Origin of the sequence: Vibrio sp. 10N.239.312.C11 (assembly GCF_041466065.1) — a bacterium.
Classification (GTDB): Bacteria; Pseudomonadota; Gammaproteobacteria; order Enterobacterales; family Vibrionaceae; genus Vibrio; species Vibrio tasmaniensis_A.
Map to the genome: position 1 here is coordinate 83818 of NZ_JBFSRZ010000004.1, position 16305 is coordinate 100122.

A 16305-nucleotide genomic window follows, 5' to 3' on the forward strand; every position below is an offset into this window, starting at 1 on the left:
TAGCTTAGTAGCTTAGTAGCTTAGTAGCTTAGTAGCTTAGTAGCTCAGTAGCTGTTGCTCTATTGAGCGAAAAAGAATAATAAAAAACCGACTCATAGGAGTCGGTTTTTTTTATGTCTATCATTCACAGCGCAGCTACAGATAACGTAGTGGGTGATGTGACAAATAGGGTTCAGCTATAGCGAATCAATAATGAAGGCGGTGACTGAGTTGTTTTTATTCTTCGTCAAACGCTTCGAACTCGATGCCCATCTCTGTCATCAGTTTTTTGACTTCAGTTGGGATGTCGTCTGGACGATCTTTACGAAGGTCTTCATCCGTTGGCAGTGGTTGGCCTGTGTACGCATGTAGAAAGGCTTCGCACAGTAGCTCACTGTTTGTTGCATGGCGTAGGTTATTGATCTGGCGGCGAGTGCGCTCGTCAGTAAGAACCTTTAACACTTTTAGAGGGATAGAAACTGTAATTTTCTTTACTTGTTCGCTTTTCTTTCCATGCTCAGCATATGGGCTTATGTATTCACCATTCCAGTCGGCCATTGCGTACCTTCATCACTTTAGTTGTTAGAATAAATTAATAGTGCTGATTTTAGCGGGATTTACTGCCATAAGCAAAGACATATAGACGTCCAGAAGTGTTGACGTCTCACGTTTATGAAAGTAAAGTGAGTAACATATATCTAACACAGCCACAAAATGCCGACAAGCAGCTGTGATTCTCAGACGCAAAACTTGTAAGGAAGCACCTATGAGCAGCCGGAAGCCAGCAACCATCGCAGTACGTACTGGCATCGAGTCAGACACGCAACACCATGCCGTTGTCCCACCTATTTATCTTTCGACTAACTATGGGTTTCCCGCTTTTGGTGAAGTGCCAAAGTATGATTATACCCGTTCTGGTAACCCAAACCGCGGTCTATTAGAAACGGCACTGTTTGAGCTTGAATCAGGCAAAGGCGCGGTTGTCACTAACTGTGGTACGTCGGCACTTAACTTATGGGTATCCGCTTTCTTAGGTGGCGATGATCTTATTATTGCACCGCACGACTGCTATGGCGGTACTTACCGTCTGTTTAACACACGCTCGCTCAAAGGTGACTTCAAAGTTCTATTTGTTGATCAATCGGATCAAGCTGCACTAGATGCGGCGATCGCGCTTAAGCCAAAGTTGATCTTAATCGAAACGCCATCGAATCCATTGGTTCGTGTGGTTGATATTGCAGAAACTTGCCGTAAAGCGAAAGAAGTAGGTGCTCTGGTTGCTGTCGACAACACGTTTTTGACGCCTGTGTTCCAAAAGCCTTTAGAGCTGGGTGCGGATTTTGTTATCCACTCAACCACTAAATACATCAACGGACACTCAGATGTCATTGGTGGTGTTGTAGTTACTAAGACAGAAGAGCACGCTGAAGAGCTAGCATGGTGGGGTAACTGTATTGGTGCAACCGGCACACCATTTGATAGCTACATGACGCTACGTGGTATTCGTACGCTAGGTGCACGTATGCGCGTTCACGAAGAGAGCTCACGTGAAATTCTGACGGCTCTGCAACAACAAGATCTGGTGGGTACGATTTACCACCCAAGCCTTCCTGAACATCCGGGTCACGAGATCGCGAAGAAACAGCAGTTGGGCTTTGGTTCCATGCTGAGCTTTGAATTTTCGGGATCTTTTGAAGCACTTAAATATTTTGTGGATAAATTAGAGCTATTTTCTTTGGCTGAATCATTGGGCGGTGTTGAAAGCCTGATTTGTCACCCAGCGTCGATGACTCACCGTGCTATGGGCGAAGCAGCATTAGCAGAAGCGGGTGTTTCTCAACAATTACTGCGCCTTTCTGTTGGCCTTGAAGATGCAGAAGACTTGATTGATGATCTCAAGCAAGCGTTTGAAAAAACACAAGGCTTTATCGCAGAAGGGGAGGTTTAATAATGACAACCTTTCGCCAGCTACATAAATTTGGTGGCAGCAGTTTAGCGAACCCTGAGTGTTACCAACGCGTGGTCAATATTCTTAGAGAATACTCGTCAGCTACTGACTTGGTCGTGGTATCGGCTGCGGGTAAAACAACTAACCGCTTGATTGAGTTTGTTGAAGCGCTCGACAAAGATGGTCGTATTGCGCATGAATGTCTACAAACCCTTCGTCAGTTCCAGCTTGAGCTGATTGAAGCGCTGCTTGAAGGTGAGTCTGCGGCTCAGCTAACGGCCACTATTCAACAAGAATTTACTGCTTTAGGTGAGCTAACTGCTCCTCTAAGCGAATCGCAAAAAGCACAGGTGTTAGGACACGGTGAGGTTTGGTCTTCACGTTTGTTAGCTGCTCTGTTGTGCCAACATGACTTACAAGCAGTTGCTCAAGATGCGCGTGCCTTTTTACGTGCAGAAGCGGGTGCTCAACCCGAAGTGGATCGCGCGCGTTCTTATCCTCTGATTAAAGAAGTTTTGGCTCAGCATACGCATTGCCGAGTGGTGATTACGGGCTTTATGGCTCAGAACTGCGAAGGTGAAACAGTACTGCTAGGTCGTAACGGCTCGGATTACTCAGCAACTGTGATTGGCGCCTTGGCTGAAGTTGAACGTGTGACGATTTGGAGTGACGTGGCGGGCGTATACAGCGCTGACCCTCGTTTGGTTTCGGATGCGTGTTTACTGCCTCTGCTTCGCCTTGATGAAGCGAGTGAACTCGCTCGTCTGGCGGCTCCAGTGCTCCATAGCCGAACGCTACAGCCTGTGGCTCAAAGTGCTATGGATCTCAGCTTGCGCTGCAGCTACCAGCCGGAGGCTGGCTCTACACAGATAGAGCGTGTACTGGCATCGGGTCGTGGCGCAAAAATCATTACCTCTCTGGATGAAGTTCTGATCGTGCAGCTGACTTTTGGTCACGGTCATGATTTTGACCGTCTAGAAAGTGAAGTACTGGAAGGGCTTAAGCGCGCTCAACTTGAGCCGCTTGCTTATGAGCTTGAACCCGATCAGCACTGTTTGCGCCTTGCTTATACAGAAGAGATCGCTGGTGGCGCTTTAGAATATCTACAAGATCACGCGATTGAAGCGGAAATTAAGCTCAAAGAAGGTTTCTCTCTAATTGCAGCAGTGGGTGCTGGTGTGACTAAGAACCCGAACCATTGCTACGGTTTCTACCAGCAGCTTAAGAGCTCGCCGGTTGAGTTCATTTCAGAAGCGAACTCTGGCTTAAGCTTGGTGGCTGTGATTCGTAAGAGTGAAACATCAAGCCTAGTGAAAGGCATTCACTCTCAACTGTTCCAAGCGCAAAAGCGTGTTGCGATTGCCTTGTGTGGTAAGGGCAACATTGGTTCAAGTTGGTTAAGCTTGTTTGCTGAACAAAAGGCTGAACTTGAAAAGCGCCGTGGGATGAACTTTGAATTGGTTGCGGTTGTTGATAGCCAAACTTATTGGTTCGACGATCAAGGCATTGATGCGACTTCAGTTGGTAAACGCTTTGATGACGAAGCGATTGCCAACAATGGTAACGACTGGTTAGAGCGTTTGGGTTCTATTCAGGGTTACGATGAAGCTGTAGTACTCGATGTCACCGCAAGCCCTCTGCTTGCAGCAAAGTACCTGCAAATTGCACAACAAGGTATCCACCTGATCTCAGCTAACAAGGTGGCAGGCTCTGCATCAAGCGAGTATTACCATCAGGTACAAGATGCTTTCGCTAAGATAAGCCGTCATTGGCTGTACAATGCGACAGTGGGTGCCGGCTTACCGATTAACCACACGGTACGTGACCTGCGCGAAAGCGGTGACGATATTATTGCTCTGTCAGGTATATTCTCGGGCACTCTATCTTGGTTATTCCAACAGTTTGATGGCACGGTGTCATTCAGCGAGTTGGTTGATTTAGCGTGGCAACAAGGCCTGACGGAACCGGATCCTCGTGCTGACCTCGATGGCTCTGACGTGATGCGTAAGCTAGTGATTCTGGCGCGTGAATCGGGTTTAGATATTGAGCCTGAAAACGTCAAAGTAGAATCATTGGTACCTGAAGAATTACAAGATCTGTCAGTGGATGACTTCTTTGATAAAGCTTCTGTACTGAGTGAAGAGTTGGCCGAGCGTTTAGAGAAAGCGCAGTCTCAACAGAAGGTTCTTCGTTACGTAGCGCGTTTAGAGAAGAATGGTAAGGCAACGGTAGGCGTTGAAGCGTTATCTAAAGAACACGCTCTGGCGAACTTACTGCCTTGCGACAACATCTTTGCGATTGAGAGCAAATGGTACAAAGATAATCCATTGGTTATTCGTGGCCCAGGTGCTGGTCGTGAAGTGACAGCTGGTGCAATTCAGTCTGATTTAAACAGAATGTCTAGCCTGTTTTAATACTTAGAGCGGTTGGTTTAATACTTAGAGCGATTGGCTTAATAGTCAGATCAATTGCTTTAATACTCAGATTAATTGTTTAAATGCGTAAATAGCATACTATCCACTAAGATAAATAAGGCTGAAAGCACGATGTGTTTTCAGCCTTTTTTCTACATTATTTCTTCTTTGCGACCCACCTATCGGCTTGAGCTTTTCTCACTATCTACTTGAAAAAAATTCATAATGGATCTGTTGACATTAAATCGTATTCAATTCATTCTGGAGACATATAGACGTCTAAACGTCGCTAGGGATTTGAGATTATTTAGTGGTTGCTTTTGCCACAGGGAGAGTAAGATGGGATACACACACGCAAGTCATATCGACGCTTTAAATCAGAATATTGCAGAGCTTTCTGACAACATCAATGTGTCATTTGAATTTTTCCCACCAAGCAGTGAGAAGATGGAAGAGACCCTGTGGAATTCTGTTCACCGTCTTAAAACACTTCAACCTAAATTTGTATCAGTAACCTATGGTGCAAACTCGGGTGAGCGTGATCGTACCCACTCAATCATTAAAGAAATTAAGAACCAAACAGGCTTAGTTGCTGCACCACACTTAACGTGTATTGATGCTAGCCGCGAAGAGCTGATTCAAATTGCCGACGATTACTGGGCAAATGGCATTGAAAGTATTGTTGCGTTGCGCGGTGATATTCCAGCAGGCGGTGGTGCGCCAGATATGTATGCGTCTGATTTAGTCGAGCTGCTTAAATCTCGTCACGACTTTGATATATCAGTAGCGGCATTCCCTGAGGTTCACCCTGAAGCAAAAAGCGCTCAATCTGATCTTATTAACCTAAAGCGTAAAGTGGATGCGGGTGCAAACCGTGCAATCACTCAGTTCTTCTTCGATGTCGAAAGCTACTTACGTTTTCGTGACCGTTGTGTGGCGGCTGGCGTTGACGTAGAGATTGTGCCGGGTATCTTGCCGGTTTCTAACTTCAAGCAAGCGTCTCGTTTTGCTGCGATGAATAACGTAAAAGTACCAGGTTGGATGGCGAAGCAGTTCGAAGGCTTGGATGATGATCCAACAACTCGTCAGTTAGTCGGTGCTAGCCAAGCGATCGATATGGTTCGTACGCTAAGCCGTGAAGGTGTGAAAGATTTCCACTTTTACACGCTAAACCGTGCAGAAATGACTTATGCACTTTGCCATACGCTAGGTGTTCGCCCACAGGTTGCTGCGCTGTAAGTAAAGCCCAAGCGCTTGTAAAAGCTTCTGGTAGTAACATTTCAAATCCTATAGATACAAAAAAGGCTTGGACTCTAAGAGTTCAAGCCTTTTGCTTTTCTAGCTTCTAGCTTCTAGTTTAACTTAAGCAAGAGCGCCAAGTTCAAGCAGTACTTCGTCAGCCCATACAATCCATGCTTCACGGATCAGTAGGTTACGACGAAGCGTTAGACGCTCTAGGCGTGCTTGCTTATCTAGTGTAGATGGCGTTGCGTAGTAAGCCGCTTCGATTTCTTTGTAGTGAGAAACCAGTTTGCGAGACTCTTCTACTAGTTCAGCAAGTTGTACACGGTACGCATCAGAAGGTTGTACAGCACAAGCGATTAACTTAGCTGAGAACTCGTCACGAACTGTTGGGTGTGCAGTTGGTTGTTCAAACCATTCACCTAGCGCGCCACGGCCAGCATCGGTGATAGAGTAAACTTTACGATCAGGTTTGCCTTCTTGAGGCTCAAGTACGCAAGTTACCTGGTCGTTCTGAGCCATTTTATTTAGCTCGCGGTAAACTTGTTGGTGGCTAGCTTTCCAGAAGTAACCAATGCTTGCGGAGAATTCTTTTGTGATATCGTAACCAGTAGCATCGCGTGTACTTAAAACGGTTAAAATTACGTGTGGTAATGACATGTCTGAAATCCAAATGGTAAACAGTAAACAAATACTTGAACAACAAGTGTGCTTCTATGGCACGTTATATTGGTTATGTTCAAGTAGCACCAACTCAATCGTTGGTTATGTCACCTTACAAAGCCGTTTATCACCTAGGTTGACCAGTTTATTGGTCGAGTGCCGCAGATTATTATTTTGGAGTGTTTCTGCAGCGGAGCAGTAGTATATCTAAATAATAAGCATAAAGTAGAATACATGGACAAAATAACCCAAAAAACTGACAAAATACTCACTAGTGGTCGTTTGGCAAAACAAAAAGGTCGCCAATGGCGACCTTTTGTTTCTTTTGTAGATGGAATCACTAATTAACCAGTGTTTCGCATACCTGCTGCAATACCTGCAATTGTCACCATTAGCGCTTCTTCTAGCTCTGCTGGTGGTGTTTCACACTTACGAGTACGGTAAAGCAGTTCCGCTTGAAGCATGTTTAGTGGCTCAACATAGATGTTACGTAGACGAATTGACTCAAGTCCCCAAGGGTCGCTTTGCATCAAGTTCTCGTTATTTTCTACATTCAGCACCGCTTTGATGTCTTTTTGCAGTTGTTCACGCAGTAACTCACCTAACGGCAGTAGTTCTTTATCAACAAGACGTTGGTCGTAGTACTTCGCAATTTCCATGTTGCACTTCGAGTACACCATTTCCAACATACCTAGACGAGTAGAGAAGAATGGCCATTCACGACACATCTCTTCAAGTAGCGCTTGATGGCCTTGATCGACAGAGTATTGAATCGCTTCACCTGCACCTAACCAAGCTGGAAGTACCAAGCGGTTTTGGCTCCATGAGAAGATCCATGGAATCGCACGTAAGCTTTCTACGCCGCCGTTCGGGTTACGTTTCGCAGGACGAGAACCAAGAGGTAATTTGCCTAACTCTAGCTCTGGCGTCGCTTGGCGGAAGTAAGGAACAAACTTCTCTTCACCACGAACGACGTTGCGGTAAGCTTCGCAAGATACTTCAGACAGCACTTCCATTAGGTCGCGCCATTCTTGTTTTGGCTCTGGTGGTGGCAGAAGGTTCGCCTCTAGAATAGCACTTGCGTATAGGTTGAAGCTATTAACTGCAACATCTGGCAAGCCAAGTTTAAAGCGGATCATTTCGCCTTGTTCAGTTACACGTAAGCCGCCTTTCAAGCTTTTAGGTGGCTGAGAAAGAAGAGCTGCGTGCGCTGGCGCACCACCACGACCAACCGTACCACCACGACCGTGGAATAGAGTCAATTCAATGCCTTCTTCTTCACAAGCCTTAACTAGCTTGTCCATTGCATCGTATTGCGCCCAGCCTGCAGACATTACACCGGCATCTTTAGCTGAGTCAGAATATCCGATCATCACCATTTGGTGGTTCTGGATAAAGCCACGGTATAAATCGATGCTCATTAGCTGTTTCATTACGGCTTCTGAGTTGTTCAAGTCGTCTAGCGTTTCGAACAATGGACATACGTCCATGCGGTACGGGCAACCACATTCTTGTAGAAGCAAATGTACAGCCAATACATCCGAGGCAGTACGAGCCATAGAAATCACGTAAGCACCAAAGGCTTCACGAGGTTGAGCAGCAACGACCTTACAGGTGTCTAAAACCTCTTTGACCTGCTCAGATGGCTCCCAGTCGCGTGGTAACAGTGGGCGCTTTGAGCTTAATTCATTGGTTAAGAAAGCAACCTTATCTTGCTCGCTCCATTGGTCGTAATCACCAATGCCTAGGTAGCGAGTCAATTCAGATAGCACATCTGAGTGACGAGTACTTTCTTGACGAACATCGAGACGAACCAAATGCACGCCGAATGCTTTTAGGCGGCGTAGCGTATCAAGTAGAGAACCGTCCGCGATTACGCCCATGCCACATTCGTGCAGTGATTGGTAACATGCGTAAAGTGGTGTCCAAAGTTGGTCTATGTTCTGGAGAGTTTCTTTCTTCGGTACTTCTGCGTCGTGCAGTTTTGCATCAAGCACTTCTAGCGTGTTGTTGAGCAGAGTACGTAGGCTCTTCAGGATTGCACGGTAAGCTTCGTGCTCATCGCCAGCCAATTCACGAACGGCATCATTACACTTGGTCATCGACAGTTCGGTAATCAACTCGTTCACGTCACCTAGGTATAGATCAGCGGCTTTCCAGCGAGACAGACGCAGTACTTCTTTAGTGATGGTGTGCGTTACGAATGGGTTACCATCGCGGTCACCACCCATCCAAGATGAGAAATGAACAGGGCGCGCATCAATTGGCAGGCCTTCACCAAGGTAACCTTTTAATCGACCATCCATTTCACGTAGGAAATCAGGCACAGCTTCCCAAAGTGAGTTTTCGACAACCGCAAAGCCCCACTTAGCTTCATCAAGTGGCGTTGGGCGCTGCTGACGAATTACATCAGAGTGCCAACCTTGAGCGATCAGTTGCTCTAGGCGGCGTTCGGTTTTCACGCGCTCTTTGTGTGATAGGTCGCTTAATTCTAATTTAGACAGACACTCGTTGATCTTTACCAGCTTGTTGATCATGGTGCGACGAGTGATTTCTGTTGGGTGTGCAGTCAGAACGAGTTCAATGTTCAGGTCGCGAACGGCTTGAGCCGCGTCTAGCTTGCTGATGTCATTCTGATTTAATTTGGAAAATAGAGATTGCAGCACATCTGGTTCACAAACATGCTCCTCACAGTGGCGAGAGATAGTATGGTATTGCTCTGCCATGTTGGTGAGGTTGAGAAATTGGTTAAATGCACGAGCAACAGGAGTGAGTTGTTCGTTCGGCAGGTTTTTGATTTCTTCAACTAGGCTGTCACGGTCAGCTTTGTTGCCTGCGCGGGCGGATTTGGAAAGTTTACGGATAGTCTCCACTTTCTCTAAGATAACGTCACCATGTGCATCTTGGATTGTGTTACCTAGCAAGCGTCCCAGCATGCTTACGTTACTCTTGAGAGCGGCGTATTTCTCGTTCATTGTCATCCTGCCTCGTAAAAAAATTACATCCATTGTTCCTTGTTAAGTACACAATCTAGCGAAAAGTGCTGTATCTAGTCAAATAAAGCATTCTAAGTTTGCAATTATTAGGTTTAAAAATGCGGGAGAAGTAAATTTTTCAAAACTTAGGGAAAAAGTGAAATTTAATTACAAGATCGGGCTGTGTCAGGGATAACAGAATAAAAGCCACCTTTTCGGGTGGCTTTTATATGAAAATATCGGAAGGAAAGTAATAACTAGAAACAATATTTACGGATCGATTTACTCAGAACATCAATTGTAGGGTCAATAAAATCGAAGCTTAAGAACTCATCCGGTTGGTGAGCTTGGTCGATTGAGCCTGGGCCTAACACTAAGGTTGGACATAACTCCTGAAGGAAAGGTGCTTCAGTACAATAGTTCACAGTTTGAGATTCGGTTTCACACACTGATTCCATGCCACCGATAAATGGATGATCGTGCTGACATTCGTAACCCGGAATCGGCTCATGCAGGGGAGTAATCTCAATCCTGCCCGGCCATTTTGCTTCTACTTCCTTGAGCGCGCTGCGTAGCATGTTATCCAAACCATCTAAGCTGATGCCCGGTAAAGGACGAACGTCGTAGTGTAATTCACAACAACCACAGATTCGGTTAGCACTATCTCCTCCGTGAATATGCCCAAGATTTAGAGTCGGGCTTGGAATCGCGAAACCCGGGTGATGGTACTCTTTGACTAACTTGTCACGCAGCTGCATTAAAGCAAACAGCACTTCATGCATGATCTCGATGGCGTTAACGCCTAATGCAGGATCAGAAGAGTGACCTGATTTACCCGTTACTCGCACAGCATTAGCGACGTGACCTTTATGACCGCGAATAGGCACTAGGCTGGTCGGTTCACCAATAATGCAGTAGTCCGGTTTAAACGGCGCATTTTCAGTGAAATGACGTGCACCTAGCATAGTGGTTTCTTCGTCACACGTAGCTAAAACATAAAGCGGCTTGGTTTGCTTGCTCCAATCCATTTTCTTAGCAGCTTCATAAACGAAGGCAAAAAAGCCTTTCATATCGGCGGTGCCTAATCCGTAGAAGCGGTTGTTGTGTTCTGTCAATGCGTGAGGGTCGAAGTTCCAACGTCCTTCATCGAATGGCACGGTGTCGCTGTGTCCTGCAAGCAATAAGCCCCCTTCGCCAGAACCCATCTTTGCGACCATATTATGCTTGCCGGGTTCGACTTCCACGACCTCAACGCTAAAGCCTACGTCTTTAAACCATTGAGCCATTTTTTCGATCACTTTCTCGTTGCCATGATCCCAGCTTGGATCTGTTGAGCTAATGGAGTCGGTGGAAATTAGGCCTTTATAGACCTCAAGGAAACTCGGTAATTGCATAATATCTTCACTTCTACTATTGACAGGAAAACCATAAGTCGGTAAAACACATATTAAATCATATTTAATGCATAAGAAATCAAATATAGCTAAAAATTAAGTATGAATAGTCAAATTTGAAATATAACTTACCTCAAGAATGGATGTGTTGAGATGTTGAAAACCACGATCATTGGTGCAAGCGGCTACACAGGAGCAGAACTGGCTCTAATGATAAACAGACACCCTGAGCTCACGCTATCAGGTTTATATGTCTCAGCCAATAGTGTAGATGCGGGCAAACCTATCGCTGCACTGCACGGTAAGTTAGCTGGCCTGATTGATATGCCAGTACAACCTTTAACAAATCCGGAAGAAGTGGCTAAACAGTCTGATGTGATTTTTCTAGCAACGGCACACGAAGTCAGTCACGACCTAGCGCCCATTTTTCTAGAGAACGATTGCCAAGTCTTCGACCTATCGGGTGCATTCAGAGTTAAAGGTGAAAACTTCTATCAAGAGTTTTACGGTTTTGAACATCAACACGAGCAATGTCTAGACAAAGCGGCTTACGGTTTAGCGGAATGGAACGAACAAGAAATCAAAGAAGCTCAGCTTGTTGCGGTAGCGGGTTGTTACCCAACGGCATCACAACTGGCGATTAAGCCTTTGGTTGAAGCCAAGCTACTTGATGAGAACCAATGGCCAGTGATTAATGCAACCAGCGGTGTGACTGGTGCAGGCCGCAAGGCGACCATGGTTAACAGCTTCTGCGAAGTGAGCCTGCAAGCTTATGGCGTCTTCAATCACCGTCATCAACCTGAAATGGCCGCACATTTAGGACGTGATGTGATTTTCACCCCGCACCTCGGCAACTTTAAGCGTGGCATTTTAGCGACCATTACCATGAAACTGGCTGACGGTGTGGCAGAACAACAGATACAAGATGCCTTCGAGCAAGCTTATCAAGGTAAGCCAGCTGTGAGATTGCTCGAAGAGACATTGCCAAGAATTCAAGATGTAGAACAGACACCTTTCTGCGATTTAGGCTGGAAGGTACAAGGTCAGCACATCATCGTTGTTTCAGCGATTGATAACTTATTAAAGGGTGCATCTAGCCAAGCGATGCAGTGTTTAAATTTACGTTATGGTTTTGCGCCATTAACTGCGTTAGTGTAAGGAAATCTAGATATGAGCCTTAATAATCAACCATTAATCATAAAGTTAGGTGGCGCTGCGCTATCTTGTGGTGAAACACTTAGCAAGTTATTTGGTGCGATTTCAGCTTACCAACAACAGGCACAGCGACCAATCGTGATTGTTCACGGCGGCGGTTACCTTGTTGATGATTTGATGAATAAGTTGAACCTCGAAACCGTTAAGAAAGAGGGGCTACGTGTTACTCCTTATGATCAGATCCCTGTTATCGCTGGCGCGCTAGCGGGCACGGCCAACAAACTACTTCAAGGTCAGGCAATTAAAGACGGTATCAATGCCGTTGGTTTGAGCCTTGCAGATGGTGGTTTATGCAAAGTGAGCGAACTGAACCCTGAACTGGGCGCGGTAGGAAAAGCGGAGCCGGGCGACTCAACCGTTCTGCAAGCGATTCTTAATGCGGGCGCACTGCCAATCATTAGCTCAATTGGTCTGACTGAGCAAGGCCAACTGATGAATGTGAATGCCGACCAAGCTGCGGTTGCCGTTGCAGGCGCGCTTGATGCTGAACTGGTACTGCTTTCTGATGTAAGCGGTGTGTTGGATGGCAAAGGTCACCTGATTCCAAGCCTTAATCAACAACAAGCTGATGACCTTATTACAGGCAAAGTGATTACCGATGGCATGATCGTTAAGGTTCAAGCCGCACTAGAAGCCGCTAACGACCTTGGGCGACCAATCGAAGTTGCCACTTGGCGATACCCAGAAAAGCTAACACAACTGTTTTCAGGTAAAAGCATAGGAACGCAGTTTTTACCTCAGTAGACCTCACAACGAGTTACTACTTAAAGAATTTAGACAAATAAATTTAACACATAATAATGAAGTCATTTCCAACGCTGACCGCCATGTGCAGTATGGAAACTAGGAGAAAGAAAATGAGCAAAGTTAACGTAAAGAAAGTTGTAGTAGCCTACTCTGGCGGTCTAGACACATCAGTAATTATTCCATGGTTGAAAGAGAACTATGATTGCGAAGTTATCGCATTTGTTGCAGATGTAGGCCAAGGCGATGAAGAGCTGATTGGTATTGAAGAGAAAGCAAAAGCTTCTGGTGCATCTGAGTGCTACATCGCAGACCTTAAAGAAGAGATGGTGGCTGACTACATCTACCCAACGCTAAAAACTGGCGCTTACTACGAAGGTAAATACCTACTAGGTACTTCGATGGCTCGTCCAATTATCGCGAAAGCTCAGGTTGAGGTTGCACGTAAAGTCGGTGCAGACGCACTGTGTCACGGCTGTACAGGTAAGGGTAACGACCAAGTTCGTTTTGAAGGCGCATTTGCTGCACTAGCACCGGATCTACACGTAATTGCACCTTGGCGTGAATGGGATCTAGTGAGCCGTGAAGAGTGTCTAGATTACCTAGCTGAACGTAACATCCCTTGTACGGCTTCTCTTACTAAGATCTACTCGCGTGATGCAAACGCATGGCATATATCTACAGAGGGCGGCGTGCTAGAAAATACATGGAACGCACCGGATGAAGATTGCTGGGCTTGGACTGTAGACCCAGAGCAAGCGCCAAACGAATCTGAAACTGTGACGCTTAAAGTTGAAAAAGGTGAAGTGGTAGCGGTTGATGGCGAAACAATGACGCCATACAACGCACTGGTTTACCTAAATGAGAAGGGTGCGAAGCACGGTGTTGGTCGTATCGATATCGTAGAGAACCGTCTTGTTGGCATGAAGTCTCGTGGTTGTTACGAAACTCCAGGTGGCACAATCATGATGGAAGCACTGCGTGCAGTAGAGCAACTGGTTCTTGATAAAGCGGCATTCGAATTCCGTGAAGAGCTAGGTGTTAAAGCTTCTCACCTTGTATACGACGGTCGTTGGTTCACTCCGCTATGTAAGTCAATTCTTGCGGCAACAGATGAACTAGCACAAGACGTAAATGGTGAAGTGGTTATCAAACTTTACAAAGGCCATGCAACGGTGACTCAGAAGCGTTCTGACAACAGCCTGTACTCAGAAGAGTTTGCAACCTTTGGTGAAGATGAAGTTTACGACCAAAGCCACGCTGAAGGCTTTATCCGTCTTTACTCGCTATCAAGCCGTATCCGTGCTCTGAATAGTCAAAAGTAATCCTAACCATGAGTTAGTAAGCTAGCCTTTTACGAATAACGGAAGGTTAGCAAATAGACATTATTATGCAAAGCCCATCCACTATTGACTAGTGAATGGGCTTTTTTCTATCTATTAGCCTAATAAATCAGCTTCGGTTTTTATCATTGAATGGCATATAATTCGCGAATCACGCTGAAAATAAATAGTGGATTAAATCATTGGTGAATAAATATGTGAAAATAATGAATTAATACTTTATTTTCATTTTGAATTGCCGTAAGTTTAAACCATCAGAAAAATACTGAATTTTAATCAGAATTATCATTTGCAAAAACAGTGAGCACTGTGCAATTAGGAGATACACAATGGCATTATGGGGCGGTAGATTTACCCAAGCAGCAGACACCCGGTTTAAAGATTTTAACGATTCTCTTCGTTTTGATTACCGATTGGCTGAGCAAGACATTGTGGGCTCAATTGCCTGGTCTAAAGCTCTACTGTCGGTCAACGTATTAACCGAAGAAGAGCAACAGAAGCTTGAGTTAGCGTTGAATGAGCTAAAACTTGAGGTGATGGAAGATCCTGAACAGATTCTACGTTCTGATGCAGAAGATATTCACAGCTGGGTCGAGCAACAACTTATCGGCAAAGTCGGTGACTTGGGCAAAAAACTTCACACTGGCCGTTCTCGTAATGACCAAGTGGCGACAGACCTTAAACTATGGTGTCGTCAGCAAGGTAACCAACTGCTACTTGCATTGGATCGCCTACAAAGCCAAATGGTGAACGTCGCTTCTCAGCATCAAGAAACCGTACTTCCTGGCTACACTCACTTACAACGTGCTCAGCCGGTAACTTTTGCTCACTGGTGCTTGGCTTACGTTGAAATGCTTGAGCGTGATTATTCTCGTTTGAATGATGCGATTAAGCGTCTAGATACATGTCCGCTGGGTTCTGGTGCCCTTGCTGGAACTGCTTACCCGATGGACCGTGAAGAGTTAGCTCACAACTTAGGTTTCCATCGTGCAACGCGTAACTCTCTAGATTCAGTATCTGACCGTGATCATGTGATGGAGCTGATGTCGATTGCATCTATTTCTATGCTTCACCTTTCACGTCTTGCAGAAGATATGATTTTCTACAACTCGGGTGAATCGAACTTCATCGAGTTAGCCGATACAGTGACGTCAGGTTCATCTCTGATGCCACAAAAGAAAAACCCAGATGCGCTAGAGCTAATCCGTGGCAAAACTGGCCGTGTGTACGGTTCATTAGCTGCAATGATGATGACTGTAAAAGCTCTGCCTTTGGCGTACAACAAAGACATGCAAGAAGATAAAGAAGGTCTGTTCGACGCTTTAGATACTTGGAATGATTGTATGGAAATGGCTGCTCTTTGTTTTGATGGCATTAAAGTGAACGGCGAACGTACACTTGAAGCAGCGAAGCAAGGTTATGCGAACTCAACAGAATTGGCTGATTACTTAGTAGCGAAAGGCATTCCTTTCCGTGAAGCTCACCATATTGTTGGTGTGACGGTAGTTGCTGCGATTGCTAAAGGCTGCGCATTAGAAGAATTAACCATCGCGGAGATGAAAGAGTTCTCTGAGGTGATTGAAGAGGATGTGTATGACATCCTGACCATTGAGTCGTGTCTTGAAAAACGTAGTGCGCTAGGTGGTGTATCACCACAACAAGTGGCTTACGCGGTTGACCAAGCAGAGAAGCGTTTATCACAGCGTGATACTTCTATCGTTAAGGTTCGTTCTGCTCGTCTGACCGATATTGAAGCGTTGGAAGGCATGGTGGCCTACTGGGCGAATATGGGTGAAAACCTACCTCGTTCTCGTAATGAACTGGTGCGTGATATTGGTTCGTTTGCCGTCGCAGAGCATCATGGTGAGGTGACAGGTTGTGCATCACTCTATGTGTATGACTCTGGCTTAGCGGAAATTCGTTCGTTAGGTGTTGAAGCTGGTTGGCAAGGCCAAGGGCAGGGCACCGCGATTGTGCAGCACTTGGTTGATAAAGCGCGACAAATAGCGATCAAGAAGGTGTTTGTGCTGACTCGTACCCCAGAGTTCTTTATGAAGCATGACTTCTTACCAACATCAAAATCTCTGTTGCCTGAGAAGGTACTGAAAGATTGTGATCAGTGTCCTCGCCAACATGCATGTGATGAAGTGGCGTTGGAAGTGAACTTGGTTGAACAGATCATCGCAAAGGTGAATGTTGCATAAAGCATTGATTTTATAGCCCCTAAAAAAAAGATCAAAAATCTGATCTTTTTTGGGAACAAACTAAGAAAAGTCCGGTCTATTAAAGTACCACTGCTTTTTCTTAGAATTTTCTAAGAAAGCCCTAGAATCGATTGGTTCTGGGGCTTTTTTCTATCTGCTGTTTGGGAAATGATGATGGCTCGAT

The 16305-nt window shown here is 45.5% G+C and carries 11 protein-coding genes; 7 read left to right on the forward strand and 4 right to left on the reverse strand.

Features of this window, described 5'->3' with window-relative positions; translation table 11 throughout:
- Positions 1 to 216: 216 nt before the first annotated feature.
- Complete coding sequence (gene metJ / locus AB6D07_RS03185) at positions 217 to 537, reverse strand: met regulon transcriptional regulator MetJ (protein ID WP_004729686.1); 321 nt, start codon at positions 535 to 537, stop codon at positions 217 to 219.
- Between the two features lie 208 nt (positions 538 to 745).
- On the opposite strand from metJ, the gene AB6D07_RS03190 reads away from it, so the two are divergent.
- The 3 genes from AB6D07_RS03190 (at position 746) to metF (ending at position 5580) form a co-directional block, all read left to right on the forward strand.
- The gene (locus tag AB6D07_RS03190) at positions 746 to 1927 is read left to right on the forward strand and encodes an O-succinylhomoserine (thiol)-lyase (protein ID WP_029223036.1); all 1182 of its coding nucleotides are present in this window, start codon (positions 746 to 748) and stop codon (positions 1925 to 1927) included.
- 2 nt (positions 1928 to 1929) lie between these two features.
- Positions 1930 to 4341 (forward strand): bifunctional aspartate kinase/homoserine dehydrogenase II, encoded by a 2412-nt coding sequence (locus AB6D07_RS03195; RefSeq protein ID WP_017103626.1) that lies wholly within the window; start codon positions 1930 to 1932, stop codon positions 4339 to 4341.
- A gap of 339 nt (positions 4342 to 4680) precedes the next feature.
- On the forward strand, positions 4681 to 5580 hold the full coding sequence (gene metF / locus AB6D07_RS03200; protein WP_009848888.1) for a methylenetetrahydrofolate reductase: 900 nt from the start codon (positions 4681 to 4683) through the stop codon (positions 5578 to 5580).
- Between the two features lie 123 nt (positions 5581 to 5703).
- Here metF and AB6D07_RS03205 read toward each other — a convergent pair whose 3' ends face one another.
- From AB6D07_RS03205 to argE, 3 genes are all read right to left on the reverse strand, one after another.
- Positions 5704 to 6243, reverse strand: coding sequence for a PadR family transcriptional regulator (locus AB6D07_RS03205; RefSeq protein ID WP_009848889.1), 540 nt, complete (start codon positions 6241 to 6243; stop codon positions 5704 to 5706).
- Between the two features lie 347 nt (positions 6244 to 6590).
- The gene (gene ppc, locus AB6D07_RS03210; RefSeq protein ID WP_017103624.1) at positions 6591 to 9227 is read right to left on the reverse strand and encodes a phosphoenolpyruvate carboxylase; all 2637 of its coding nucleotides are present in this window, start codon (positions 9225 to 9227) and stop codon (positions 6591 to 6593) included.
- Positions 9228 to 9478: 251 nt separating this feature from the next.
- The gene (gene argE, locus AB6D07_RS03215; protein WP_009848891.1) at positions 9479 to 10615 is read right to left on the reverse strand and encodes an acetylornithine deacetylase; all 1137 of its coding nucleotides are present in this window, start codon (positions 10613 to 10615) and stop codon (positions 9479 to 9481) included.
- Positions 10616 to 10768: 153 nt separating this feature from the next.
- On the opposite strand from argE, the gene argC reads away from it, so the two are divergent.
- The 4 genes from argC (at position 10769) to argH (ending at position 16121) form a co-directional block, all read left to right on the forward strand.
- A complete protein-coding gene (argC, locus tag AB6D07_RS03220) occupies positions 10769 to 11773 on the forward strand; it encodes an N-acetyl-gamma-glutamyl-phosphate reductase (RefSeq protein WP_017103623.1) in 1005 nt (334 codons plus the stop codon).
- A 12-nt stretch (positions 11774 to 11785) separates the two neighbouring features.
- On the forward strand, positions 11786 to 12574 hold the full coding sequence (gene argB / locus AB6D07_RS03225; RefSeq protein ID WP_017061138.1) for an acetylglutamate kinase: 789 nt from the start codon (positions 11786 to 11788) through the stop codon (positions 12572 to 12574).
- Between the two features lie 113 nt (positions 12575 to 12687).
- Positions 12688 to 13899, forward strand: coding sequence for an argininosuccinate synthase (locus tag AB6D07_RS03230; protein WP_009848894.1), 1212 nt, complete (start codon positions 12688 to 12690; stop codon positions 13897 to 13899).
- A 347-nt stretch (positions 13900 to 14246) separates the two neighbouring features.
- Entirely contained in the window at positions 14247 to 16121 is a 1875-nt protein-coding gene (argH, locus tag AB6D07_RS03235) for an argininosuccinate lyase (RefSeq protein WP_017103622.1), read from the forward strand.
- Positions 16122 to 16305 lie beyond the last annotated feature (184 nt).